Below are 26,875 nucleotides of genomic sequence, written 5' to 3'. Positions count from 1 at the left end.
GACGGCTTTATTAACTCATTATTTTTACAGAAAAAAAACTTTAGCTTCTAGGAGTTAAAGTTTTTTTTTTCAAATTGCTACCTTCATTATTATTATCCCACTTCTCTTTTTACCTAGCTATTGAATACTTACAATTATGTCCTTATTTACACCAAAACATGCCGTATACGAAACCAAATAGAACTACAAGCCTCTTTCTTATCCCCCTTCTAGGAGTCTGTATATCAATAAGTAATTTTTATTATATTAATCATACTCAAATAACAAGTAATAAAAAATGCATAGAGCAAGCCATTACTGAAACCCAAAAAAAATTAGATCAAGAATTAGGAAAAATTACCCTTGCTATTTCTTCATTACAAGTATTGTTTGAAACTGCCGATACCATTAATAGAGAGATCTTTGATAATTTCACAATGCCTTTTATCAAAAACCTTCCTGGAGTGAGGGCCTTAGAATGGGCTCCCAAAGTATCGGATGAATTTAGAGAGGTTTACAACCATTCTTTGCAGGCAGAGGGATTTCATGAGCATACGATTACAGAAGCTGATTCTCAAACTAAAAAACTTGTTCCAGCAAAACAAAAAGCGGCTTATTTTCCAATTCAATTCATTGCTCCAATTAGGCTGAGTTCATTTGCGGTGGGTTACGATTTAAGTTCTAACCCTGACCGTTTGGCTTGCATCAAAAGTAGTCAAGAAAAGCAAACAATTATCGTTTCTCCTCCCCTTCAATTACTTCAAAATGCCTCTAATTCTCGCTCTTTTTTAGTCCTAAAATCCGTTCAACAAGCAGAAGAAACAAAGGGCGTGATCTTAGGCGTTTATAATATGGCTAGTTTTATTAATACGGCGCTAAAGTCAGAATTAAAATTGCTAGATCTATTGATCTATGACAAAACTGCTGATTATAAAACATTGTACACCAACATGGATGTAGATTGGTCTACAATTAGTTTTGACAAAAAAAAATGGTCGCATCATTTTGAGATCACCATTAGTAACCGAGTATGGTCGGTCTATTATATGCCCAAAGCAGCACTAACGGACTATCCTCATTTGCCACTATCCTATACCTTTTTAATTTCAGGGGTTTTTATTACGTTCTTGTTAACCTTAATGGTTTATATGAACTTTAATTCTCAATTATCGCTAGAGCAAAAAGTAAAAGATAGAACACAAGAATTGGATCAATCCAACCAAGAACAGGCTGTTTTGCTCAAAGAGATCCACCATCGTGTAAAAAACAATCTACAAGTTATTACGAGTTTGCTAAGTTTGCAATCCTCTAATATTGACGATGCTAAAATAAAAGAGATCTTTAGTGTTAGCCAATATAGGATCAACACCATGGCCATTTTACATGAGGAACTTTATCAAGCTGATAACCTATCCAAAATAGGATACAGTCAATACCTTAAAAAGCTAGTTGATTATCTTATTATTTCTATAAAAGGTAATAACCATAACATTACCTTGGATATTAAGGCACCTAAGGATTTAAAACTAAATCTTGATACCGCTATACCTTTGGGCTTGTTGATCAATGAAATTCTTACCAATGCACTAAAATATGGTATTCCCAAACAGACAAAAGGTACCATTCATATCCAAATCATTCCGTTGACTGCTCCTAATTTTCAATTGTTAATAGGTGATAATGGTCTAGGATTTTCTGATGAAATAAATCACAGAACAACAAAGTCTTTAGGGCTTAAGTTAATCCATCAGCTCGCCCGTCAATTGAATGGATCTATCAAAAAAGTCCCCCAAAAAGAGGGTACTTCTTATACTATTCTTTTTCAGGAAATTGGTTAAATGATTTTGGTCGTGATGATTTTCTTTCTATTATCCATACATTTGGAACGATATTTTGGGTTATGATTACCATTTCTTACGAGCAGTTGTACATCCCATTTTTGAGCATTAATTTGTAACCTTACTTATGCAATTTACATCTAAAGTATTCCTATTCCTTTTTTTAGTACTTCTTAGCTTCCGTCCTTGGTCTCTTTTGGCTCAAAATACAGCAGAAGAATTTTACCAATTGGGGCAAACTAGTTTTGATGCCGAAGCCTTTGATCTGGCCGTTGAACACTATACCAATGCCATTCAAAAGAATCCACAATTCGTAGAAGCTTATATCAATAGAGGAGTTACTTACGAGCGATTAAAGGAGTATGAAAAAGCCTTAGAAGATTATCAATTTTCAATTGCACTAAATTCAACTTATGCCATTGTCTACAACAATATGGGGTGGATTAACTTTTTGTATAGTAACTACGATAAAGCCATTGAGCATTATACCAAGGCGATCGAATTGGACAAAAAAATGGCCATAGCATACAACAACCGTGGCTTGGCTTATAGTGCGCAAGAAAACTTAAAATTAGCACTAGAAGATTATAGAATGGCGATTTATTGGGATCCCTATTTTGCAGATGCTTATGACAATATGGGAGATATTCGTTTTAGCTTAGAACAATATAAAGATGCCTTAAAATTATACAGTAAAGCCATTGAACTCAATCCTAATTTTGTAGTGGCCTATAACAATAGAGGGCTCACCTCACATGCGATCAAACGCTATTGGGATGCTATAAAAGATTTTGACAAAGCCATTGAACTCCAACCTACTACTAGTCTTTTTTATCTCAACAAGGGAAATTCTTACAAAGCCTATCAACAATATACCAAAGCTATTATTGCTTATTCTAACGCTATTAAAATAGACCCAGAAAATAGTTTAGCCTACATGAATAGAGCTTGGACAAAACTGCATGCAGATCAGTTACTAAGTGCTCACGATGACATCAATAAAGCGCTAGAATTAGCTCCCAATCATGCGACGGCTTATTATTATCGAGGTTTGATACAATTTCACTCGAAACAATACGATGCTGCCTTACAAGATTATGAAAAAGCACTGGCATTAAATCGTTATCTGGAAGGACTTAAAGAAGCCATAAAAACAGTACAAAATAGATTGGAAAAAGAGGAAAAAACAACGGATTAATTGGTTCTTCTAAACTAGCATTATGCAACATAAATCCCAATATTTAGCTTTATTAAAAGAAAATGATGCGCACAATAACCTATTGGTACTCCAATTGTTGATAAGCCAGCAAAAATGGTCTACAGAAAAAGCCTTGCAGTGGATTTTGGAGCATTTTGTCTCTTCCTTAGAACAAATCTCTACCATTTCCTTTTATTTTGGCAATGTTGGGTTAGCATTAGTGAGCAGTCAATCCCGTTTAATGGATGAAAAGCAACTCATTTTGGGGCATACTTATCGGATTATCATTCGATATTATCTTATTCTAGATAAAAAAAAAACGCTCTTATATAAAACAGACTATCTAGAGCAAGAATCCAAACTATTAGCCGCTTATCATCACCATCTTTTAGAGAATATAAAGCAAATCATTCCTGTATTGATACAAAATTTTAATTAATTTTTGCTTTTTTTAACGCATCAAAGTAGCTTTGTAGAGAAACTAACATTGTACTCCCTATTAAATAGATACCATTCTTGAGTCGTTTAAAAAATAGTCTTAAAAATATAATTTACTTTTTTTGCGTTCGTCACCTCAAAAAGACCATTTTGATCTTTCTGTCGATTGGTCTAATCTATTGGTTTTGTCTTCCCAAAAAAATATTTGATACGCCTACCAGTATTGTTTTAGTCGATCGGACGGGTTATTTATTAGGAGCTAGAATTGCGAGCGATGGGCAATGGCGTTTTCCTCATAATGATTCGGTTCCCGCTAAATTTGCCATTGCAATTACGGAGTATGAAGATCGACGTTTTTACCATCACATAGGAGTAGACATTAAAGGGATTGGGCGAGCTATCCGAGATAATTATCAAGATGGAAAAATCACGAGTGGCGCTAGTACGATAACCATGCAGGTCATGCGAATGTCTACCCAACGCAGGGGGCGTTCCTTTTATAGAAAAATGCATGAAATGATGATGGCAACTCGTCTGGAGATGGCTTATTCCAAAGCTCAAATCTTAGCCTTGTATGCGTCTAATGCTCCCTTTGGTGGCAATGTTGTTGGTTTGGATGCCGCAGCGTGGCGATACTATGGCAAAGCCCCTAGCCTGTTATCTTGGGGCGAAGCTGCTACGCTTGCCGTTTTGCCCAATAGTCCTGGGCTCGTTCATCCAGGCAGAAATCGAAAACGCCTGCTAGAAAAACGCAATTTATTGCTCTCCAAATTTAGAGAACGAGGGCTAATTGACTCCATTACCACCACACTAGCACAAGAAGAAGAAATTCCAGCCGCTCCGCTCCCACTTCCCCAATTAGCTCCCCATTTGGTAGGACGCATTCAAAAAGAGCAAAAATTGGGGATCAACAAAAAAAAGTATGCCTATTTTCAGACTACCTTAGCTTCTGATTTACAAATTAGAATTCAACAACTGTTATTACAACAATATCAGCACTTACAAACCAATGGTGTACACAATATTGCTGTTTTGGTAGCCGATACAAAATCTGGCGAAGTACTGTCGTATTGGGGCAATGTCATTCCTCCACATAGCAAAGAGGATCAAGGGCAAAATGTTGACATCATTACTTCTCCAAGAAGCACAGGGTCTATTCTAAAACCATTTCTGTATGCCTCTATGTTGCACAATGGCGATATACTTCCACATAGTCTAGTCCCCGATATTCCAATGTATATGGGAGGGTATCGCCCCAAAAATTTTTATGAAAATTATGATGGTGTTGTTCCTGCTAGTCGTGCCCTAGTTCGTTCTTTAAATATTCCAATGGTTCGTATGTTGCAAGAATATGGCACGGCCAATTTTTGTACACAATTACAAAAATTAGGCATCAGCACAATCACCCAATCCCCAAAACACTATGGTCTTTCGCTTATCTTGGGAGGCGCAGAAGCTAGCCTTTGGGATTTGTGTGGAGCCTATGCTAGTATGGGGAGGACGCTATTAAATTATAACCAACGAACCCAGCAACAACAACATTGCTATAGTCCTACTGACTTTCGCCCTTTGCATTATCTATTAAAAGACAGTACCCCTAGCCCTCAAAATTTTCTCAAAGAAGCTCCTATATTAAGTGCTGCTAGTATTTATAATACATTTGAAATTATGCGCCAACTTGAACGCCCCAATACTGAAGGAGGTTGGAAATATTTTGAATCGTCTAGAGATATTGCTTGGAAAACGGGAACTAGTTTTGGTTTTAGGGATGCTTGGGCTATTGGTGTAACACCAGAATACACCATTGGGGTTTGGGTTGGCAATGCGAATGGAGAAGGTAGACAAGGGCTAGTTGGGGTCAAAGCAGCGGCTCCTATACTCTTTGATGTATTCAACCAATTGCCGCATACAACTTGGTTCAATCCCCCCAAAGAAGAGCTCTTAAAACTACCTGTTTGTAAAAAAAGCGGCTTCCGACCTTCCATCCATTGTGAAACAATCGATACGGTTTTAGTCGGTCGTCATGCACGCCAAGTGAAGTCTTGTCCATTTCATCAACAATTACACCTAGACAGTACAGGCACTTATCAAGTGAATGGCAACTGCGAATCTGTTCATAACATGGTGCATCAGACCTGGTTTTTGTTGCCCCCATTAGAAGAATATTATTACAAGCACCGCAATCCTTCTTATCGCTTGCCACCAAGATTTAGAGACGATTGTCGCCTTAATTCTGAACAGCGCTCTATGCAGTTTATCTATCCCAAAAATCCAACAAAAATTTTTATTCCCATTGACTATGATGGTAGAATTAATGGCACGGTCTTTCGAGTAGCACATCAAAACCCCGAAAAGGTTATTTATTGGCATCTAGACAATACCTATCTAGGTATGACCAAAGACTTTCATGAAATGGAGCTTAAACCCAATGCAGGAAAACACAAGATTGTATTGGTGGATGAGGACGGAATTAGAATTGAGCAAAGTTTTGAGATTGTCTTAAAAAAAAGATAAGCGCAGAGGGGATGCATTAAAATATATATTGTCTGTTTTTTCTGCAAAAAAAAGGTTATTTTCACCTTCTAATTTAATTCCATATCATCTAGAATAACAGCGATGAAATATATCATTTTCCTCCTTTTTTTGGGATTTCTTATGATTTCCTTTAATTCGATAGATTCCCCCAGTACAGAACTAGAATTGGGCGAAAAATTATTCTTTGACCCTTTGCTCTCTAGAGACCATAGCATTAGTTGTGCCTCCTGTCATCAGCCCCAATTTGCCTTTGCCGATACCACTAGCTTCAGCTTGGGGGTAGACGGTCAGCTAGGGACTAGAAATACGCCTTCTTCTATGAACATGCTATCTCGTCCTTATTTTTTTTATGATGGACGAGCGGCTTCCATAGAAGAACAAGTACTGATGCCCATTCACAATCCCATTGAAATGGATTTGCCGATTCCTACCCTTTTGGATCGCCTCAACAATGGACCTTACCTGCAATGGTTTCAAACCATTTATGGCAGCCCAGCAGATTCTAGCAATCTAAGCATGGCTTTAGCTGCCTTTGTTTCTTCGTTAGAATCTCCTGGAGATTCTCCCTTTGATCAATGGATGCAAGGAGATACCTTAGCAATGAGTTCAGCGCAAATTAGAGGCCGAGAGATTTTTAATGAAAAAGCCAAGTGTTTTGATTGTCATTTTGGTCCAGATTTTACAGGAGATGAATTTAGAAACATTGGCTTGTTTAATGGAAGTGATACCTTAGGTGATGTTGGTCGATTTGCCATTAGTCAAGATTCAAGCGATTTGGGCAAATTAAAGGTTCCTGGTTTGCGCAATATTGCCATCACAGCGCCTTATATGCACAATGGTCAGTTTACCACCTTAGAAGAAGTCGTGGATTATTACGATGACCCTAGCCAATTTGTACATGGTTCTATCAATAGAGATACCTTATTGCAAGAGCCGCTACACCTAACCGTCAACGAAAAACAGGATTTGATTCAATTTTTAGAGGCCTTAACGGATCGTCGTTTTCAAAAACAATAAAATCAACAAGCATTAAAAACGAAGAATTTAAAACTAAAGCAAGCTAAATGCTTGCTTTAGACACACTTCATTTATTTAACCAAACTTATTTTGAGAAACTATAATCGGTTGTTGCAACGCTATGGCAATTGTTGCACATGCCATTCATTAAATTAGCGCCACGCATTTCAGCTCCACTAGAATCCGTTGCAATATTTCCGTTCGATTCCAACATAAACCACTCCCAGTCATTATGAGAAGGATTAAAGCTATTGCCTCTTTTTACCATGCCCGTATATTCTGCTACTGTTCCTGCTGGATTTGCACTGTGCTTAACAATAACAGTTCCTACAGGATAAACCCCATCAACAGGAGCTTGGGCATCTTTGTAATAAATTTTACGGGTAACAGTACTATCATTGCCAGCATGAGCAGCACCTAAAGATGGGCTAGGACCTACATTCGTTGCGGCCAATTCCCAATTGGTAAAATTAGCAAAGGTACTATTGTCTGCAATAAATTCAGTCGGTTCTGGTGTTGGATCTTGGCAAGATTGTGTTGTATAAGCAATAGAAAAAATTGCAATGGCAGCAAAAAATAATTTAGTCTTTTTCATAATGTTGTAATTATAAGATAAAGGATGAGATAACAGTGATCTAAAAATCACTTTGAACTGTCTTTCTACCTTTATAGTCGCACAAATGACCAAATCCTTACAATTCCGAACGTTTTTTTTCTATTTTTTTTATCATTTGTTGTTTTGATTCCTCCGAAAGCTCGATTTTATCGACACTAGCCCCCTTTTTATTTTTTAACCAAATTGATAAATTTTTGCTTTGTTTCCGATAAGCAGCACAAGCTCCGCACATCATTAAATGCATTTTTAGGCGCATTCTAGTCATTAAAGAGAGCGCCTCGCTTTGTTCTTTTTCGATTAATTCAGTTGCCTTTTTGCAGGTGTACATAATTATAGGATTGATTAGGCTTAGGCTTGAAACCAATGTTTGTTAATGCATTTTCGAAGTCGCAATTTAGTACGATGAATGATCTGCCACAGATTAGAAGTGCTAATACCTAAATCTTCACAAATACAATCGGTGCGTTCATCCTCCATAATTTTTAAGCGAACTACAGCTTGATAATGTTTGGGCAATTTGGTCAAGCAAGCGTCTAAGATTGCGTTAAACTCTTTGTTCGTTGCTAAATTTTCAGTGTTATTCCAAACCATTGCTTTCTCACTGGTCCGCCACATTCCCATAGAAGTAAAATGTACATCTAACTCCAAATTGGTATCCCAATTGTTTTCTTTTTTACTTTTCCGTTCTAATTCTCTATAATAATCAACCACTTTATTTCTCAAAATAGAAAACAACCAAGATTTTTGATTTTTGATTTCACTTTGATCGGTTGTATTTTGCAAAGCGCCTAAAAAAGCATCTTGCACCAAATCTTCTGATACATGGCTATCTCCTGTTTTTGAATAAGCATAACGATATAATTCATCGCCATACGCATTAACCCAATCAGCTACGTTTATTTCTTTAGATATAGGATTTTCCATATTACAATTGATTAAAAAATGAGATTGATAATTGGTAAATCAGTTGAATTTTGCTGTGCTACCTTATTACTTAAGTAACTACGCAGAACCAATGATTGTAAATTTAACGCATAATTAATTCTGCTTCGTTACTTATACTACTAGTAAGCCTATGAACTCACTATCTTTGTGGAGATTGTTTCTATTTTGTTCAGTCTGTTTTTTTTCTAAAAAAAATAAAATTTGCCCACATATTCAATCGAATATCATTTTTTAACATAGAAGTTGTTAAAAACCCTATCTAATATTGTATCAAATTATTCTAATGCTTGGATAGAACTTTAATTAGGGTGATTCAGTAGTAAAACAAAAATACATTTTAGCAATCTTATTATTTTATAAAAAATTGTTTATTAAGGCTATAATAGCAAACATAATTGTTTCTTTTTAAGAAAGTAAACATTAGAAGTTTTAATCTAGCCCCCATTTTAGAGGCAAATAGCAAAAAGCAGGGTAATCAATATCTGTTGTTCTTTTTGCATTGCCCAAAAAGAACCAAAAACGCTAGGACTGGATGACTTCTTGGACAAAGTATCTTCTTGAAAGCTTAGGCTTTCAGAAACTCGCTTCGCTCAGACACCTGAAAACCTTATTTTTCTTACAGAAAAATAGCAGCTTTCTGCGGCGTACTTTGTTCCCAATCAGTCATATGCCCACCAAAAAAAAACTCTAAAAATGGGTTATGTGATGCTTAGAAAATGATTCAAAAAAAGCTCATTGTCAAACGTTTCGTTGCAAGAATAGTAGCAAATATACTAGGACAAATACATTTGTTTTACTCCTGAAAGTCCCTAATTCTAAGCACTCTGACTAGGAGTACGAGAAGTAATTTCTTGCACTACAAAAAAACCATCGTCTCCTTGATTTTGGTACAAAGGCATCAAAATGAGTCCTGCGCAAGGAGACTTTATCGCTCCATTTTTATCGTAAGCTAATATTTCCCCCTCCTTAATTGGGTCAAAATTATTATAGATAGGCTGATTAACCATTTTGAAATCATCCTCAGGACGCACCCGATGAACGTACATTAATTTTGCTTCTAGGGGAAGCCCTTTCGACCGCTCTTCTAACAATTGATCGTGTTTGCTCTCAATATCCTTGGCATAAAATCCCCCTATTGCCTTATAACATTGAATAATGGCAGAGACAGCATGCTTATAAGAATCTTCACTCTCGTGTTGCCCTGCTTCAAAACAAACGGCTGTCATATCGACATTAAAGTTCTCTTTTGTAAAATAATGCAGAGTTGTCCCCTTCAATCCTTCTAAAAAGCCGTGCAATACAGGTGCATGCATGCTCAAAGCAATTCTACGTGCTTCTTCATTAGGAGCAGGAATGGTAAAGATTCCTCCATGAGCAGTTGTTGTATGCAAATCTAGCACAACAACACGTGGAGGTTGGCACAGGTTGATATAATAATCAACCAAATTTAGACTCTCTTTTATTTCTTGATCTTCAGGATCTAAATCTTCCAAATTCGCTGTATTTTGGATCCGTTCAATTTCTTTGGGCAACCAACTTCTGTTTAAATCTTTCTTAATAAATCGAACTTTTTCTTTGGCCGCTTTCACATTTCCTTGCAAAGCCACTATCCTTCCGCAAAATTCAAACTTTGGATTTTTGATATACTCTGCATCTATTGCCTTAAATAATTCTTCTACGGCTTTAAAACCAGCAGGTTCATTGCCGTGAATCTGAGCAAAAACAATCATTAAAGGACCGTACTGACTACCTACACGTTCGCCTATAATTCTATCTTTATTAATACTATTATGCATATTTTCTTTATTAATTTCTAGGACTTAAGAGGATTCTTTATATAAAGTGTTTTTTTTACAACTGTCATAAACAATTATAAATGTTATATTGTTTGTATTTTCAATACTTTTCTAAACAAAAATAATGTACAAATATACGACTAGAACTTGAATTTACATAGCAAGCTTCGATCTATTTCGCCAAATAGAAAGAATGTATAGTTCATCCGTACATACTTTAATTTTGAAAAACTTAAAGTGTATTAATAATATCCAAATAATATTCTATTTAAAAAGCTTAACATTTTATTTCTAAAAATTCTAATTGGTCTTAAATTAAAGTAATTAAAAGCAGCTAACTTAGCTTGGAGGTAAGTAATATAATAAAATGTTAAAAAAAGGCTTTTTAGCACTCAAAAAAACTATTTTTCTCGTTTTTCATCTAAGATTATTAGACTAATTTAGTATTTCTTTGTTCACTGCCCCTTTTTTTATGCCTATATTCTTCCTCATTTTCCTTTTATGCTCCCCCTTATTTTCTCTTGCACAAGAGGTGCCACCCCAAACGTGTAAAGAAATTTTAGAAAATGCCCAATATTATCAAGACCAAGGAGAATATAGCTTAGCCCTTCACGACTATTTATCCATTCAACACTGCGACCCTAACTTTTTTGATTTTGTCAATCAAAAGATTGCCGCTATGTTTGAAGTACTTCGTCAAAAACGCAAAAAAGGTATTTATCCTCTTGGCAACCCGCACCTCTTATTAGACTATAAAAATGAAAAATTTGGTTTTATTAATGCTCAAGGTACTACTGTAATTCCCTACCAATACACACAGGCACTCCCTTTTGATTTGCAAACCAATTACGCCAGCGTTAGCAAAGGAAAAAACAACTATTGGATTGACACCCTTGGCGATCAACATCCCTTGGCTACATCCATCAAAGAATTGAGTACCAAAACAGAAATACTAGATTTAACACAAACCAACCTCAAAGCATTTCCTACGGATATTTTTCGTTTTCCTAAACTAAAAATACTCCTCCTTGCCAAAAATAACATTGACGCAATCCCAACTGCCATTGAACAACTTACCCAATTAGAACACCTTGACCTAGAAGGCAATCAGATTGTAACCCTACCTCCATCTTTTGGGAATCTAAAACAGCTTAAGTTCCTAAATTTGTCCAGAAACAAAATTTTTGAACTGCCTTCTTCTTTTGGAAATTTGACCCAATTACTAACGCTCCATTTATCCGCCTGTGGCTTAACAAAACTGCCCGAATCTTTTGGCAATTTATCCAATCTAACAACATTAAATTTTCAATGGAATAACATTCAACGATTGCCCTCCTCTTTTGGGGAGTTAACGGGGTTAGTATCTTTGGACTTAAGAGGAGCAGAACTAGTTTCTTTGCCTGAATCCTTTGGAGAACTATTAAATCTGCAACAACTGAACTTGGATTGGGATGAGATTAATTACATTCCCAAAAACATTGAGAATATTACTCAATTGCGACAGCTAGATCTTAGTTTTAACAACTTAACCGAGCTGCCCTATTGGATTGGCTATTTTATTCATTTAGAAAAACTCAACCTAAGTCATAATCGTTTAACAACTATTCCGAGCGAAATTAGTTCCCTAAAAACACTCGAAGTCTTAGATTTAAGCTCCAATCAGATTCGTCAATTAGCTCCTAGTATTGCGCTGTTAACTACCTTAAAGCAATTAGATCTCAGCAACAATCAATTGTCTACTGTCCCTTTATTTTTTGAGAACCTAACGCAATTAACTAGCCTCAATATAGGATTTAACTTATTTTCTGAGCTTCCCGAATCCATTGGAAAACTAAAGCAGTTACAACATTTGAATTTGCAACTAAATAACTTATCCACGTTACCGAAATCTTTTGAAAAACTAAATCTACTGAGAACACTGCATCTAGGCAATAACCAATTCCACCACCTTCCTCAAAATATTAGCTACCTAAAAGAATTGATTCAGTTGGACCTTAGCAACAATCAACTTAAAGCACTCCCTGAGTCAATTGGTGAATTAACACAGCTTAGTGATTTAAATTTAGAAGGCAACCAACTCTCTAAGCTGCCTAAATCATTCCCTGATTTAGCGACTTTACGCAATTTGCAGCTCCATAATAATTCTATCCCCTTAGAAAATCGAAACCACATCGAAATGACCTTGCCTCATTGCTCAATTGCTTGGGAATAAATTGTTAATCACAAAAAATTAATATTGCCTCTATTCAATGATGTATCAAAAAAGCTTGTTTTTTTTATAAAAAAAGTATAGCTTTAAGTTCTTATTGTGTTCCCCCGTCCAAAGTTCCTATTCTTCACACACAGACTTAACAATAAGTAAGATACACAAACTCTATAAATTACTTTTTTTAAGAAATTTTAAAAAATCAATTATTTAGATTCCCCAAGTTCATAAAAGAGCTTGTCCTGCCAACAAATTAAAGTTATTGCTAGTCAATAATTTTGATTACAGGATTCCTGTGTCTTACCAGCAGGTATTTTGTTTGTATTCCCCTAACCTAGGTGTTTTACTTTAGCAATCTCAATTATTAACATCTATCTAAATTTAATTTTAATATGAAAAAAATTTCAACAATCATCAGTATTATTTTTTTTAATACGATATTCTTTAGCCACTATAGTTATGGTCAATGTAGCTGCAACACCTTGGTAGGAGGTGCCCAGAACCTCGATTTGTACTGGGTAGGAGACGTTGACAACAATTACAACAACCCCTGTAATTGGCGAGTAGGCGCATTTTCCAACACAGATGTTCCCTGTCAAGCCCCTAGATCCAATGACAATGTATTTTTTAGTGCAGCAGCCTTTGCTAGTCCTAATAAAGTAGTTCATATTGATCAGAACTCAAATTGTAAAAATATGCTCTGGGACAATGCTATTTTACCAGCTAATAAGCCCCAGTTAACGAGTGCATCTACTGCTGTTAATCTCAACATTTTTGGGAATTTGACCTTAACCGATATTGGTAAAATGGATGTTAATTTTAATGGAAACCTTACCTTTTTTGGCACAGGAGCCAATGTTTATACGCTCGATACAAGAGGACACAACTTAAAGTTGCAATCTTTTCTCATTTCGTTAGATCCCATCGCAGAGTTGCGTCTATTGTCTGATTTAGTACTTAACAATATTAATAATAACAACCACAATTATTCTTATAGCCTTCGTGGAGGAATTATAGAACATCAAGAGGGGCATTTTAATACCAATGGACAAACGGTTAATGCCGATGGATTAAGATCTTATATTGGTAGCAGTCGAAAATTAACCTTAGACAATTCTAGTATTCATTTGAGAGTAGCAGGTTGGTATCCTGGTTTATTCAACCTCAATAATTTTTCTCCTGCAAGTAATTTAAGTGCCACAGGCTCTCACATTCACTTAGAAACAGCAAGCCAATGGGGGTTGACAGAAATTACAACCTTTCAATCTACCTTGGTATTTGATTCTATTTCTCTCAATTTGGGGTATGCTCACCGAAACCTATCGGGTAAAATCAACTGTAACTATTTAAGCATTGCCTCCAATAGTGTTTTGCAAAACGCCAATTTTTCTTGTAATACCCTGGTACTCCACAATGGAACCATGCTATTTTCTGGCGCTAGTAGAGTCTTAGAATTTGATAACTTCTTTGGCCCTACAGGCTGTTCAGAATATGCCTATATTCAAGGTTTATCGCCAACTAGCCCCATTGTTATACGCAAAAAAACAGCTGGCACACTTGCCCTTAATAATTTAATATTGAGCCGTGTCAGTGGAGACATAGGAGCAGGTAGTTCTTATATTGCTACCAATAGTAAAGACGCAGGCAACAATACAAACATTAGTATTTCTACCCCAACAGGCTGTCCTAGCGATCTTTATTTTAGACCTACTTCGACGACCGCTCCTACTGCTTGGAACGATCCTGCCAACTGGTTTAATTCAGCAGGCATTGCCGCCAATCAAGTACCAAGTCCTTTTACCAATGTTCATTTTGATGCAGCATCTGGTACCAATGTTACTTTAAATACGATTGTTGGCAATTGCAACAACATGAATTGGACAACGGTTCCAACTAATTTCAAAATGATTGTTTATTATCCTTTAGGAGTCATGGGTAATGTAAATTTAACCAACAATGGTGGAGCGGAAATATTAGGTGGAACGGCTGGGTATTTACTGATTAGAGGACTACATTTGTATGGTAATAGCAATACCTTCACCTCCAATACAGTTCCTGTAAAAACAGGTATTGCCTTTAGTCCTAGTGCAGATTATACCTTTGCAGATTCGCTTTATGGCAATCAAATAAAAATGCAAAGTGGTAGCACCATTCGCACACAAAATATAGGAATGAGCATTAGCCATTTATGGGGAGTTGCCAACCGTTATATGGACAATACACAAGTCCATTTTAGAGGTACAGGTTGGCCCATTTGCTACCAATCAGGGAGCAGTGTGGTTGCTTACACAGGAAATACTAGTTTTCATTTTGATCATTCAGGTGGTGGTGCCAAAACAATTAGTGGGCACTTGCCCAATGTCTATATTGCTGATGGAGCAAGGGATGTTCGTTTAGCAGGTAGAATAGAAGGCGATTTGCACTTTTTGGGAGATGCTCAATTATACCGACCAGGAAGTTATAATACAACAACGCTTACGGTAGACAGTTCAGTTTATATTGCAACTGGAGCAACTCTTTCAACAAGGGGCGGCACCCTTAATATTGGTCAAAATCTAAACGCTTCTGGAGATTGTCGAAATTATGGGCTCATCCAATCTGATATTGGAACAACCAATATAAAAGTAGATGGAGTTGCCAATGTTAACAATGTTGCCTTTAACAACATCAACCAAACAGGAGTCAATCCAATCAATGTGGTCAATTGTGTTGATGCAGGTGGTAACAGTGGAATTAATTTTTCAACGGCAACCGTTTCTCAAACGTATTATTGGCGTGCACACTCTAGTGACCCAACCGATTTTGTAGGCAATTGGTCTGATCCTGGTCACTGGACTACCAGTATTGGCAATACGCAAGGAGATAGCTTGTGTATTCCTACCTTAGCCGATAATGTAATTTTTGACGTTAATTCTAGTAGTGCTACTAGCAATGGTTGTACCATAGATGGCAGTGCTTTTTGCAATAATTTATTAGCGAGCAATGGAATCGTTTTAAGTGCTGCTTTTCTTCAAAAACTTTATGTTGGTGGAGATTTTATACTTGATAATAGTGCCAGCGCTGTCAATATTAACAATCTTATTGGAACCATTTTCTTAGTGGGAGGAGGCAACATCAATACAGATGGTTCAAACTTGAGGGTTAAAGAGTTGGTATTGGATAGTGAAGGAAATACATTTAATTTACTAAATCCAATCTATTTAGCTCAAACAGCAACCAATAATTATTCTGGTATCCTCAGACTAAATGCAGGTTCTTTTAATAGCAATGGGCACAACATAAGCATAGAAAATGCCTTTTTGTCGATGTCAAATAAGACTCGTGCTTTTGATTTTAGCAATTCTACTATTTTTCTTTCCATGAAAAGCTATTATAGAAATAGTAGTGGTGTCATTCATTTTCCTTGGCGAATAGATAATACAACCTCCTTTACTTTACAAGCAGGTGATTTAGATATAGATGGCAGTCCAATTACCAGTTCTATGGACGTACAGTTTTACTTGGGAGATGACCTGTCTTACCAACTTTTTCATATTTATAACACCACTCAAACGATACAGTTGAGAGGAAACAATGCCCATATCCAATATGCAGACCTAGCCACCAATGTTAATATCAAAAATAATATGGAGGTAGATTCCATTTCTGTTTATGGCGGAAACACCTACCTATTGGACAATAACTTAACATTAGAACTCACTGCTCCTCATGGAAAAATTATTTCTAGAAATGTGGGTCCTGGTAGTTTTGTTACAATAGAGAATAATGCTGCTGCTAATGTCGGGCTTTCTTATATTCATAAGGAATATGGCAATAGTTTTTGCATCAATTATGTAAAAGTAAGAGATGTAAAAGCAACTAAGGCAGCAACACAGCCCGCTGCTTGTACTCAGCCAGATTGTTGGTCTTTGTTGGCGATTGAAACAGATCAGAACAGCGATAGCATCAGCATCAAAAACAACGATTGGGGAATTTGGCAATTCAAGTTACCTCCTTTGGTAAATCCAACTTCTTTTGGAGCAGATACCGTTATTATTTGTAAAACAGGCTCCAATTTATTCTACCCGATCCAGATAACTGGTACTTCTCCTTATATCATTGATTATAATTGGGTAGATGCCACCAACCCCGCTACCAGTGGCGGACAATCTGGTATTGTAGTCTATGATAATGATAACAATCCCAATACACCTTATACGTACAATGTTCCCTTAAATCCAATTGTTAATTCCTTTGATTACACGGTAGAAATTGCTACCTCTCGTTGTGGAGAACGAATCCTGAGTACTCCTGTACAAACGCATGTTGTTATTCCTGTTTCCAATCCTTTGGTAGCCAACAATAGAACGGGTAGTTGTACCTTTTACAACGAGGGAGAATGGTATGCTATTTTGGATGATATTGACGAGCGTCCAATTGTTTCTTTATTAGATTCTACCCTAAGTCCCGACTCATTGGAATTGGTCAATACAGAAGTCTTTTTTGAGCCTACTGTACAAACCTTGGTCTACAATGGTTTGGTTTATCCTTACTTGCAAAGACATTGGCAAATTACTCCAACCAATAACACCATGACCAAAGTCCGTTTGTATTTTACACAACAAGAGCTTACTGCTTTAGGTGCCAATACTTTTGCAGGCATCTATAATGGAGGTTTGGATGTGGCTACTGAGCTCAAAGTCTTAAAATACAGAGATGGAACCTTCTTAACCTCAACCACTAGCCCTGATGTTGTAGAAGTGCCTTTTAGTGTCGTTGCTAAAGATGCAGCCGATTGGGCAGCTAATCCTAATGCAGCAACACCATTTTCTACTACAACAGACCTTATTGCCATTGAATTTGAGGTAAATTCTTTTTCTCATTTTGCGATTGTTACCACCCAAGATGCCTTATTGGATAATTCTAATTTGCTAAGTTTTACGGCTCAATTGCATCAAAAAGGTTCTACTAAATTGGATTGGACGGTTGAACGGATGGATCAAGTTGCCTCCTTTGTTGTTGAACATACGACCAATTATCAAAACATCAATCAACTAGGAGAAGTCTCGCCAGTTCAAGGAAAATTGAGCTATCGCTTTATGGATAACAAACCCTATGTGGGAGAAAATTATTATCGAATCAAAACCATTGATCGAGATGGAAGCGTTCATTATTCTGCTTGGAAAGTGGTTCATATTACGAGTGATGCTCGACCTGTTTTGTATCCTAATCCAACTCATGACCATCTGAATGTTCAATTGTATTTAGAAGAGATCACTACGTTAAAATGGTCGGTTACAGATCTATTGGGCAGAACGATTTTACAACAAGAAACCAGTACCAATACAGGTATACAAACATTTGGTATCTCTACACAAAATCTAAGTAATGGTACCTATATTCTAAAAATAGAAAATACACAAACAGGCGCTATTACGCAACATCAGTTTGTTAAGCGATAAATTGATCTTGATGCTATTTATGGCAATTTGATAATTTGATAATGATTCGTTTCATCTTCAAATTATCAAATTGCCAATTAATAACAGTATGTAAGTTGTTTAATCCTCTAAACTAGGGAAAACTACCTGATCTATTGTTAGTGCTTCTCCTCTAACGGTTAGCAAAAAAGTAGCTAAATCTATCGTTTGATTTGTTGCAGTAGAAACAACCTTAATTTGGACATCTAATGGTTCCCTAATTTCCTTCATTTTTTTAATAATAGCCTCTATCTCTTCCCTTGTATCTGAACGACCACGAATGGCCTCTTCATTCACGTCTTTATACAAAATATTCTGATCGTTCATTGCAAAATATTGAGGGCTCGTTATTTTTACAACAATAGACTCTTCGATCGTTTTGTTGGCCACCGATACAGGAATTTTTAAATTGGGCATAGAAATCAAATAATCATCCTCTACCTTTTTTCCCAATAATTCATAACGCCCTGCCGCAATCCAACCTTCTAAGGCAACTGTTGGCAAATTGACACTAATCTGAATATCAATCTGCACAGCCCCTTCCTCCCATATTTGATGCTCCATCGAATGATTTGGGATGATAATATTGACCTTAGACGATTTTTGGGGATCTAATGTTTTAGCGATTTTTGTCTGTGCAAAGCTTCCTCCGAAAAAAAAGAAATAAAACGAAAAGAGTAAAACATATTTCATAATTCTTGTATTTGATGAAAAAGAAAAATTACGTTTGTTCTGTTCTTTAAAATAAGATAAAGAATTTATAATCAGAATGATTTGCTTATTTTTTGGGCTTTTTCTTCTTAAACCATCAAGAATTGTCGTTTCAAGTCCCTTCTTAATCTTCTTCAATCCATATTGCCTCAACCATCTTAGCTCTAAACAACTGATTAAATGTTTTTATCTGCGTGGATTTAATGGTTTTAAATTGCGTAATTAGAGCATCAATTTTGGCAAATAATTCTGCTTTGACGGCAAGCGCCTGATCGGTAGGCGGATAATCCCCATAAGACAAAGCATTCAGATGCCCCAACTTGTTATTCAGACGTATTGGAAAATTAAGAGGATCTTGTGGGCTTTTATTCTGGGTTTGATACAATGCCTTTTCTATTACGGTCATGGTAGAATCAATTTCTTTTGACAACGCCAATAAATCCGTTAAGGTCGTGTCACCTGTTAACCGTTTGTTGTATGAATTGAGTTGCTTTCGAATGGTTCGAATATCCAAAATGGTCTGATGCGTTTCTGTCAATTTATCTCGAATCGCATCAACAAAATCAAACTGCTTTTTCAAATCATCGAATGTTGCTTCAGAATCAGGATCGTTTATAATCTCAAAAGGCACCTCATAACTGTTGCTATCTACTGTCAATATAGCTTTGTACTGTCCTGGCAAAGCTCTAGGTCCTGCCATAGAAGCCCAAAAGTTAATCATTCCAGGAAAAGTTTTAGCAGAAGGATAATTCATATTCCAAGCCCAAATACCTGCCCCTTGGTGCAATTTTATCAGATTTTCTTTCTTCTTTGCCTTATGATCAAATGTACGGCAAGTATCGCCCTTTTCTGTAACAATGTACAACTGAGTACTGACACTATCAGGGTGTGCATTTAAGTAATAATGCAAAACTACCCCTCCTCTATGATTGATTCCCTGACCTTTGACATTCCAATTTTGCCCTCCTCCCATACGATAAGTACTAGAAGGCGTATACAAATGCGCTAACTCTGGTAATTGAACCGTTGTCGCTTGACGAATAATATGAATGTCATCTAGTATCCAAATGGAACGCCCTTGTGTTGCTACAATCAGATCATTCTCTTTGAGAACCATATCTGTAATTGGCACAATTGGCAAATTAAGTTGCAAAGAATGCCATTTTTTTCCATTATTATAAGAAATATAAATGCCACTTTCTGTACCTGCATACAACAAGCCTTCCTGCTTAGGGTCCGCACGAATCACACGGGTAAAGTGTTCTGCGGCAATACCATTTGTTATTTCCACCCAATCTGCACCATAGTTCTTTGTGTAATATAGATAGGGTTTAAAATCTCCTAGTTTGTATCGAGTCCCAGCAACATAAAGTCCTCCATCATTAAAGGGGTCGGCTTCTATACTATTTATTTGCATCCATTTAGGCATCTTAGAAGGCGTTACATTATCCCAATTTTTTCCTCCATCCCTAGAAATATGGATTAAACCATCATCAGAACCTGTCCACAACAAATCTTTTACTCGTGGCGATTCGCAGGCAGCAAAAATGGTACAATAATACTCTACCGAAGTATTGTCCTGTGTAATGGGACCACCTGAAGATTTCTGCTTGGTAGAATCATTGGTTGTTAAATCTGGGCTAATGGTTTCCCAGCTTTGCCCTTCATTATAAGTGACGTGCAAATGATTGGAAGCAGTGTATAACTTTTTGGGGTCGTGTGGGCTAAAAAACAAAGGGAAATTCCATTGGAAACGATATTTTGTAGCTTCGGCTCCATGCCCCATTGGATTATCTGGCCATACATTAATAGCCCTAGTCTGACCATTTTTGTGATTCTTGCGTTGCAAATAACCATCGTAACAGCCTCCATAAACAATATCCGAATTGAGTGGATCAACAGCAATATGCCCACATTCACAGCCTGCTGTAGGCTCCCAATCTTTGTCTGAAATTCCCCAACCTCTAGTACGATGCGGAATGCGAACGGTGCTGTTGTCTTGCTGTGCGGCATAGATTCGATAAGGAAAATGGTTATCGGTGGTTATTCTATAAAATTGTGCGGTCGGTTGATTGTGATAAGTGGACCAAGTGGTTCCTCTGTCATAGCTTACTTGCGCCCCTCCATCGTCCCCAATAATCATGCGTTTGGGGTTTTCTGGATCAATCCAAAGATCGTGGTGGTCAACATGAGGTGCACTAAATGGTTTGAACGTTCGACCTCCATCCTCTGAACGGTGGTAACGTACATTTAGTACATAAACCACTTCTGCATCCTTTGGATCTGCTTGAATAACACTATAATACCATGCACGCTGGCGTAAATTTCGTTTATCGTTGGTTTTCACCCAAGTATCACCACCATTATCGGATCGAAAGACTCCTCCTGTCTTAGATTCAATGATGGCCCACACTCGCTCTGGGTTGGCAGGGGACACCGTAATTCCTATAATACCTAAAGTATCCTTGGGTAACCCTTTGTTTTTGGTGATATTTTTCCAAGTTTCTCCATGGTCTGTACTTTTCCAAATTCCACAACCTTCTCCCCCACTAGACATGCTGTAGGGCGTTCGCTGAATTCGCCAAGTAGTAGCGTATAAAATCCTAGGGTTGCTAGGGTCTATCACCAAATCTACAGCGCCCACTTCATCGTTAACAAAAAGTACCTTTTTCCAAGTATCACCACCATCTATGCTTTTAAAAACTCCTCGCTCAGCATTGGGCTTAAATAGATTTCCCATTGCTGCGGCATAAACAACATTATGATTTTTGGGATGCACCCGAACCCTAGCAATTTGTCTAGATTTTTTTAAGCCCTTTTGTACCCAAGTCTTTCCAGCATTTTCGCTTTTCCAAATCCCATAACCAATGGATACATTTCCTCGGACGGTCTTTTCTCCCCCTCCTACATAAATAACATTGGGGTCAGACTTGCTCACGGCAATTGCTCCTACAGAGCCCCCAAAAAAACCATCTGAGATATTGTTCCAGTTGCGCCCTCCATCTTTTGTTTTCCAGATTCCTCCACCTGCTGCTCCAAAATAAAACAAATTAGGGTCGCCTTCTACGCCTGTTACCGCACAAGAACGCCCTCCCCTAAAAGGACCAATATTTCGCCACTGAAGCGTATCATAAAGCGTTGAATCGACCTTAGATGGGAATGAATTTTGTGCTTGACAGCAATTAAAAGATAATAGCCCAACTAGAGCGAACAAGAACATTAAATAATTCATAGTGCTTGAATGTTGTGTTAGATTTTCCAAATTTACCCTCAAAGATTAGCTTTTTTGATAAATATTCTATTAATTACTTCAACTGTATTTTAACCGTTGTACCATCCAAAACTAGCCACTCCCATTTATTACTCATTGTCAATGAATTACAACTATGGGTAATTACCTTTTTTTTTAACAAATTCTAAATCTAAATGATCTGGCTAAAAACGATTATTCTTTTCCTCCTTTTAATGCCCCCCTATTTTAATTTAATTGCACAAATCCAATATTTTAAAGATATAAATGGCATTCGACTCTATCCTCAGTCCCATCAATTGTACCCTCGTGATGTCAATAACAAAGCAGCCGTTATAATTAAAGGTGTAGCTTCTAACATTACCTCTAATGTCAATAATATTGAATTGCTGATGATAAAACGTTTTCTAGATGGCAGCACTCAAAATTATTCCTATACACAAATAACAAACGACAGTTTTAGTTTTGCCCCTATTTTAGAGGCAGGTATGTATCTATATGATTTTCAAATTTTACTAAAAAAAAACAAGACCCTATTATATAGGGATACGATTGCCCAAGATGTTGTTTGTGGAGATGCTTATATTATTGCAGGACAATCCAATGCTATGGGAGTTGGCACAGCTAGAGCAGGCATTATTCAAGATAGTCTATATCAGGCCTATTCTAAAAACTTAAATGCTATCTATAGTAAATCATTGGGTAATATGCCAAACTATAATGGAACTAATGGCTTTTTAACCAACTATGATGCGAACAATAATTACTGGTTTCCTGCCAATGCATCCGACTCCAACCTTATTGGTTTTGTTGGTTTCTGGGGATTAAAACTTCAGTATCTAATCCAAGATCAGTATCAGATGCCCACTTGTTTTATCAATGGAGCTTATGGAGGCACCAATATTGCTGAGCATCAACTATATGCTAGCCCAACGAGCAACCCTAGAGACCTAAGAACCTTATTTGGGGCTTTGACTTATAGGATTGAACAAGCTAATCTTAAAAATAATATTAAAGGGATTATTTGGTATCAAGGAGAGAGCCAAAACACCTATGAACGAGCTTATACTTATGCAGATAGCCTCAACTACTTAATTGACGATTGGGAACAACATTGGGGGAGTGTAGAAAAAATTTATATAGTCCAAATACATACAGGCTGTAACTATCATGGCTTTGGGCAAATAGTTCGAGAGCAACAACGAACAATAGATCAACTTACCCCTAAAACTAATCTTATTCCTCTTACAGCAAATGGAATTGGAGAACGAAGATTAGCGGCCAATGACCCCAACTATCAATGTCATTTTTCACGAGATGCCTATAATGAACTTAGCGAGCGTTTATTCCAAGTTATAGGACGTGATTTTTATGCTGCTAATACTTGCATTACCTCTCCCAATATAATAAATGCCTATTATAACTATGATAAGCTTGTTTTAGAATTTGATCAAGACTTAGCAGACTGTCCCAATGGTTTAGAACATAGTTTTGCATTCTATAAAGATAATATATTATTACCCAATTTTGAACCTATATCCATGTATAGTAAAGGGCACAAAATTTATATGACAATAAGTAATAATTCTCCCAACGCTGTAAGTTATTTATTAAAAGATGATCCCATTTATAATAATGAAATGATTTGGTTGACTAACCCAGAAGGATATGCAGCATTTTCATTCCACCAATTCCCAATTCATATAGATGATTGTTCCTCCAAATCCATTTCCATAACATCTAATCTTATTGGGAAAGAAAACCTGTTAGAAATTGAATTAAAAAGTTGTAACCTTAATAAGGTCATTAAAATTTATTCTGTTCAAGGACAATTACTTTATCAAAAAAATATTCCTTTTATCAACATTCGACAATCTATTGACCTGAGTCACTTTGCTGCGGGAGTTTACTTTTTGATTGTAGAAAATAATCACCAAATTATAACAACAAGAAAGTTAGTTAAGTATTAAAAACTTCGGTTTGATAATGAAAAAAATGTACCTTTATCAGTCAATTAAAATCCGTTGAGAATAAATAACGATAAATAACGAGTTGTAAATGGCTAAAGCAAAATCGCTCTCCTATAAGCAGGTGCTTAACTCACTCCAAAAGAAAGAATATTTTCCAATCTATCTATTGCATGGAGAAGAGAGTTTCTATATTGATGAGTTGACCAAATACATTGAGGAAAATGTATTGGATGAAACAGCTAAGGCATTTAACCAGACCGTTTTGTATGGCAAAGAGATTGATTATAAAACGGTCTTGGATAGCGCCCGTCGTTATCCTGTCATGTCTGACAAACAGGTTGTTATTATCAAAGAAGTACAAGAGCTAAAAACCTTAGATAAGCTGGAGGCTTATTTTCAAAATCCATTGGACAGCACCATTTTGGTCTTGGCACACAAACACAAAAAGTTAGACAAGAGAAAGAAGTACGCCAAAGCCTTAACAGGTTCCAAAAAAGTTTGTGTTTTTGAATCGACTCGTTTGTACGATAATCAAGTTCCCAATTGGATTAATAATTACCTAAAGGATAAAAACATTTCCATCAAACCTGCTGCGACCAACCTCCTTGCCGAATATTTGGGGACTAACTTATCCAAGATTTCGAATGAGTTGGACAAATTGACCATCAATTTGCCAGCTGGAGCGGCTATTGACAAGCATATTATCCAAAAAAACATTGGAATTAGTAAAGATTTTAATGTTTTTGAATTGCAACAGGCTTTGGGGAGACGAGACAAGTTTAAAAGCTTTTTGATTGTTAAGTATTTTATTGCCAATCCCAAAAACCATCCCTTACCAATGATTACAGCAACCTTATATAATTTTTTTAGTAAGGTTTATGTGTGTCAATCTATGTTGCGAGCAAGCGATGTAGAAATTGCCGCTGCTATTGGAGCCAATAAGTTTTTTGTCAAAGATTATAAATTAGCGGCCAAACATTACACACGTCCTCAATTGGAAAGCGTAATTGCTGTGCTCAAAGAATATGATTTGCGCTCCAAAGGGGTTCATAATGCGAGCATCCCACACGGAGAATTATTGCGAGAAATGATTGTCAAAATTTTGGGCTAAAGGCAGCATTTTTGATTATTTTTTAAGCTTAAAAAATGCATAATTATTAACGTTCAATGACTTAAAAATATAATCGTTCCACTTTTTCATTTTTTCTGCATTATATCCCCTATCGGTTTCTGCGACAAATAACTTACAAGTTTCTGCATACAATCCTAGATGTTTTTCATACAACTCGGTCATTAGATTGATGGTAGGATTGGTTAGCTGCAAAAGTTCCATTTCCAATTTTCGTTTTTGTATTTCCAACAAGTCGAAGTACATATTGACAAAAGCATGATCTTCCTTTTCCATTTGGAAATAATAGAAACTTTGAAGAGGATCTAGGATAGCAACCAATTGAAAAATCAATGAATCTTGAATGCTATTGATGTCAAAATAGAGTTTGGTATTAAAATTATAGCGATCTACTTCAAAGTTATTTTCCTTCGAATAATTAATTCTCCTTTTTGATGCCTGCCCCATTTTAACCCGCTCTTTACTCCACTGAAGATAAGGAAATTGCAAATGAGGCTGGTACGAACTAGACGCATTTTGTGGGAAAACACGTTTGTTTTTAAATAGATTCTCTTTTATAAAGGTTTCAATCATTTTCATGCGATCATAAAACCTAAATTCAGTGTTTTTACTCCAAAAAACAGAATCGTAAGAAGAAGCCGTTAGGTTTCGATAATCTTCGTGGTAGTGCTTTGTAAATTTAAAATAGGGCAAAACAAACTGATTGTTATAGTCATAGGCTTTAATAAAGGCTTTAGAATTTACGCTAATCTTATTTTCTGAGCGATCTGAATAAGTAAGGCCATAATTGAAGTGGATTTTATCCATGTATTGTTTTCCTTCAATTGACTGATAATATTTTGTAATTGCCATATCAACTTGTTCTATATCATTCCTGCCAATAATCGAAAAGGGATGCAAGGAGGCATTGCGAACTTTTAAGTTAATTTTGAGCAATTGATTTTTATCGACATCTACCCAAATTGTACCACTAAAAAAATCCGAACGATTGTCTTTGGGGTCAAAACTGATCACATAAATTTGAGCTTCCTTTTCTTGGTAAGCGTAATTTAGCTTCAAAGAATAATTCTTTAGCAACATTTTTTTGTTAATACTCAATGGGTTGCTAGGAAAAAAATTGCTTTTGGAAAAAAGGTTATGGATTGAAAAAAGGCGGGAAGATTCTGTGGAAGTAAAATGCCTATTGCGAATGGTTTTTACTCCAATTCTTCCTTTTTTGTAGTCCAATTCATCAATTGAATAATTAGAATAATTTCCATTATAATATGCTTCAATTACTTCTGCTTTATCCTTATTTAGGTAGGTTTCTAAGTAGAAATAAGTCTTAGCTTTTTTGATTTTTGTTCTTCTATGATTTCTTATTTTTGAAACAAGATCATATAAATAATCGCTATTCGCTCTTACCACCACATCTTTTAGCCTACTTGAGCTAGGACTAAGCCTTATCGTTTTGATTGTTGTTGAACCAACAACAATTTTTTCTTCCTTATACCCTAGATAAGAAATAACAATGGTGTCTCCGATTTGATTGTTAGGCAATTCAAAATAGCCCTCTAAATTAGTTGCAGTGCCAAATAATTGCTGCTGATTAAAAACATTGGCATAAGGCAATGTTTCATTTGTGTTTTTGTCAAAAATAGTAGCTTTAATCTCAATTTGAGCCCCCACAGTAGTCAAGTGGAATAAAGCCAGTATTAGAACCAATACCGTTTTCATTTTATTATTGTTATACATACAATTGCATCTATTTCTTCTAGAAGAATAGATGCAATTGTATGTATACGTGGT

The 26,875-nt window shown here is 36.3% G+C and carries 16 protein-coding genes; 9 read left to right on the top strand and 7 right to left on the bottom strand.

Going from position 1 to position 26,875, the window contains the following annotated elements; translation table 11 throughout:
• Positions 1–158 precede the first annotated feature (158 nt).
• From AsAng_RS03100 to AsAng_RS03080, 5 genes are all read left to right on the top strand, one after another.
• Complete coding sequence (locus AsAng_RS03100; RefSeq protein ID WP_264791319.1) at positions 159–1,817, top strand: histidine kinase dimerization/phosphoacceptor domain -containing protein; 1,659 nt, start codon at positions 159–161, stop codon at positions 1,815–1,817.
• A 127-nt stretch (positions 1,818–1,944) separates the two neighbouring features.
• Positions 1,945–3,015, top strand: coding sequence for a tetratricopeptide repeat protein (locus AsAng_RS03095; protein ID WP_264791318.1), 1,071 nt, complete (start codon positions 1,945–1,947; stop codon positions 3,013–3,015).
• 22 nt (positions 3,016–3,037) lie between these two features.
• Positions 3,038–3,454, top strand: coding sequence for a hypothetical protein (locus tag AsAng_RS03090; protein WP_264791317.1), 417 nt, complete (start codon positions 3,038–3,040; stop codon positions 3,452–3,454).
• 77 nt (positions 3,455–3,531) lie between these two features.
• Complete coding sequence (pbpC, locus tag AsAng_RS03085; RefSeq protein WP_264791316.1) at positions 3,532–5,967, top strand: penicillin-binding protein 1C; 2,436 nt, start codon at positions 3,532–3,534, stop codon at positions 5,965–5,967.
• Between the two features lie 102 nt (positions 5,968–6,069).
• Positions 6,070–7,005: a cytochrome-c peroxidase gene (locus AsAng_RS03080; protein WP_264791315.1), complete on the top strand. Its 936-nt coding sequence runs from the start codon at positions 6,070–6,072 to the stop codon at positions 7,003–7,005.
• A gap of 85 nt (positions 7,006–7,090) precedes the next feature.
• On the opposite strand, the gene AsAng_RS03075 is transcribed toward AsAng_RS03080, so the two are convergent.
• The 4 genes from AsAng_RS03075 to AsAng_RS03060 form a co-directional block, all read right to left on the bottom strand.
• The gene (locus tag AsAng_RS03075; protein ID WP_264791314.1) at positions 7,091–7,600 is read right to left on the bottom strand and encodes a hypothetical protein; all 510 of its coding nucleotides are present in this window, start codon (positions 7,598–7,600) and stop codon (positions 7,091–7,093) included.
• Between the two features lie 97 nt (positions 7,601–7,697).
• Positions 7,698–7,949, bottom strand: a complete 252-nt coding sequence (locus AsAng_RS03070) for a zf-HC2 domain-containing protein (protein WP_264791313.1) — start codon at positions 7,947–7,949, stop codon at positions 7,698–7,700.
• Between the two features lie 20 nt (positions 7,950–7,969).
• Entirely contained in the window at positions 7,970–8,545 is a 576-nt protein-coding gene (locus tag AsAng_RS03065; RefSeq protein ID WP_264791312.1) for a sigma-70 family RNA polymerase sigma factor, read from the bottom strand.
• Positions 8,546–9,381: 836 nt separating this feature from the next.
• Entirely contained in the window at positions 9,382–10,362 is a 981-nt protein-coding gene (locus AsAng_RS03060; protein ID WP_264791311.1) for a succinylglutamate desuccinylase/aspartoacylase domain-containing protein, read from the bottom strand.
• 472 nt (positions 10,363–10,834) lie between these two features.
• On the opposite strand from AsAng_RS03060, the gene AsAng_RS03055 reads away from it, so the two are divergent.
• Together AsAng_RS03055 and AsAng_RS03050 are read left to right on the top strand one after the other, a co-directional pair.
• On the top strand, positions 10,835–12,574 hold the full coding sequence (locus AsAng_RS03055; protein WP_264791310.1) for a leucine-rich repeat domain-containing protein: 1,740 nt from the start codon (positions 10,835–10,837) through the stop codon (positions 12,572–12,574).
• A 386-nt stretch (positions 12,575–12,960) separates the two neighbouring features.
• Positions 12,961–18,009: a T9SS type A sorting domain-containing protein gene (locus tag AsAng_RS03050; RefSeq protein ID WP_264791309.1), complete on the top strand. Its 5,049-nt coding sequence runs from the start codon at positions 12,961–12,963 to the stop codon at positions 18,007–18,009.
• Positions 18,010–18,108: 99 nt separating this feature from the next.
• Here the strand turns inward: AsAng_RS03050 and AsAng_RS03045 are convergent, their stop codons facing one another.
• Together AsAng_RS03045 and AsAng_RS03040 are read right to left on the bottom strand one after the other, a co-directional pair.
• Positions 18,109–18,720 carry a hypothetical protein gene (locus AsAng_RS03045; protein ID WP_264791308.1) on the bottom strand — a complete coding sequence of 204 codons (612 nt, stop codon included), beginning with the start codon at positions 18,718–18,720 and terminating at the stop codon, positions 18,109–18,111.
• 142 nt (positions 18,721–18,862) lie between these two features.
• Positions 18,863–21,970 carry a WD40/YVTN/BNR-like repeat-containing protein gene (locus tag AsAng_RS03040; RefSeq protein ID WP_264791307.1) on the bottom strand — a complete coding sequence of 1,036 codons (3,108 nt, stop codon included), beginning with the start codon at positions 21,968–21,970 and terminating at the stop codon, positions 18,863–18,865.
• Positions 21,971–22,164: 194 nt separating this feature from the next.
• On the opposite strand from AsAng_RS03040, the gene AsAng_RS03035 reads away from it, so the two are divergent.
• Both AsAng_RS03035 and holA read left to right on the top strand, forming a co-directional pair.
• Positions 22,165–23,958 (top strand): sialate O-acetylesterase, encoded by a 1,794-nt coding sequence (locus AsAng_RS03035; RefSeq protein WP_264791306.1) that lies wholly within the window; start codon positions 22,165–22,167, stop codon positions 23,956–23,958.
• Positions 23,959–24,046: 88 nt separating this feature from the next.
• Positions 24,047–25,069 carry a DNA polymerase III subunit delta gene (gene holA / locus AsAng_RS03030; RefSeq protein WP_264791305.1) on the top strand — a complete coding sequence of 341 codons (1,023 nt, stop codon included), beginning with the start codon at positions 24,047–24,049 and terminating at the stop codon, positions 25,067–25,069.
• Positions 25,070–25,084: 15 nt separating this feature from the next.
• Here the strand turns inward: holA and AsAng_RS03025 are convergent, their stop codons facing one another.
• Complete coding sequence (locus AsAng_RS03025; protein WP_264791304.1) at positions 25,085–26,803, bottom strand: carboxypeptidase-like regulatory domain-containing protein; 1,719 nt, start codon at positions 26,801–26,803, stop codon at positions 25,085–25,087.
• Positions 26,804–26,875 lie beyond the last annotated feature (72 nt).

This window comes from Aureispira anguillae (assembly GCF_026000115.1).
Classification (GTDB): domain Bacteria; phylum Bacteroidota; class Bacteroidia; order Chitinophagales; family Saprospiraceae; genus Aureispira; species Aureispira anguillae.
This window is presented reverse-complemented; position numbering and strand designations above follow the sequence as displayed.

Coding starts and splice junctions, on each gene's coding strand:
- AsAng_RS03095 (WP_264791318.1), top strand. CDS start 1,945: ATGCAATTTACATCTAAAGTATTCCTATTCCTTTTTTTAGTACTTCTT.
- AsAng_RS03045 (WP_264791308.1), bottom strand. CDS start 18,720: ATGAAATATGTTTTACTCTTTTCGTTTTATTTCTTTTTTTTCGGAGGA.
- AsAng_RS03075 (WP_264791314.1), bottom strand. CDS start 7,600: ATGAAAAAGACTAAATTATTTTTTGCTGCCATTGCAATTTTTTCTATT.
- AsAng_RS03050 (WP_264791309.1), top strand. CDS start 12,961: ATGAAAAAAATTTCAACAATCATCAGTATTATTTTTTTTAATACGATA.
- AsAng_RS03025 (WP_264791304.1), bottom strand. CDS start 26,803: ATGAAAACGGTATTGGTTCTAATACTGGCTTTATTCCACTTGACTACT.
- AsAng_RS03035 (WP_264791306.1), top strand. CDS start 22,165: ATGATCTGGCTAAAAACGATTATTCTTTTCCTCCTTTTAATGCCCCCC.
- AsAng_RS03090 (WP_264791317.1), top strand. CDS start 3,038: ATGCAACATAAATCCCAATATTTAGCTTTATTAAAAGAAAATGATGCG.
- AsAng_RS03040 (WP_264791307.1), bottom strand. CDS start 21,970: ATGAATTATTTAATGTTCTTGTTCGCTCTAGTTGGGCTATTATCTTTT.
- AsAng_RS03070 (WP_264791313.1), bottom strand. CDS start 7,949: ATGTACACCTGCAAAAAGGCAACTGAATTAATCGAAAAAGAACAAAGC.
- AsAng_RS03060 (WP_264791311.1), bottom strand. CDS start 10,362: ATGCATAATAGTATTAATAAAGATAGAATTATAGGCGAACGTGTAGGT.
- AsAng_RS03100 (WP_264791319.1), top strand. CDS start 159: ATGCCGTATACGAAACCAAATAGAACTACAAGCCTCTTTCTTATCCCC.
- holA (WP_264791305.1), top strand. CDS start 24,047: ATGGCTAAAGCAAAATCGCTCTCCTATAAGCAGGTGCTTAACTCACTC.
- AsAng_RS03080 (WP_264791315.1), top strand. CDS start 6,070: ATGAAATATATCATTTTCCTCCTTTTTTTGGGATTTCTTATGATTTCC.
- AsAng_RS03065 (WP_264791312.1), bottom strand. CDS start 8,545: ATGGAAAATCCTATATCTAAAGAAATAAACGTAGCTGATTGGGTTAAT.
- AsAng_RS03055 (WP_264791310.1), top strand. CDS start 10,835: ATGCCTATATTCTTCCTCATTTTCCTTTTATGCTCCCCCTTATTTTCT.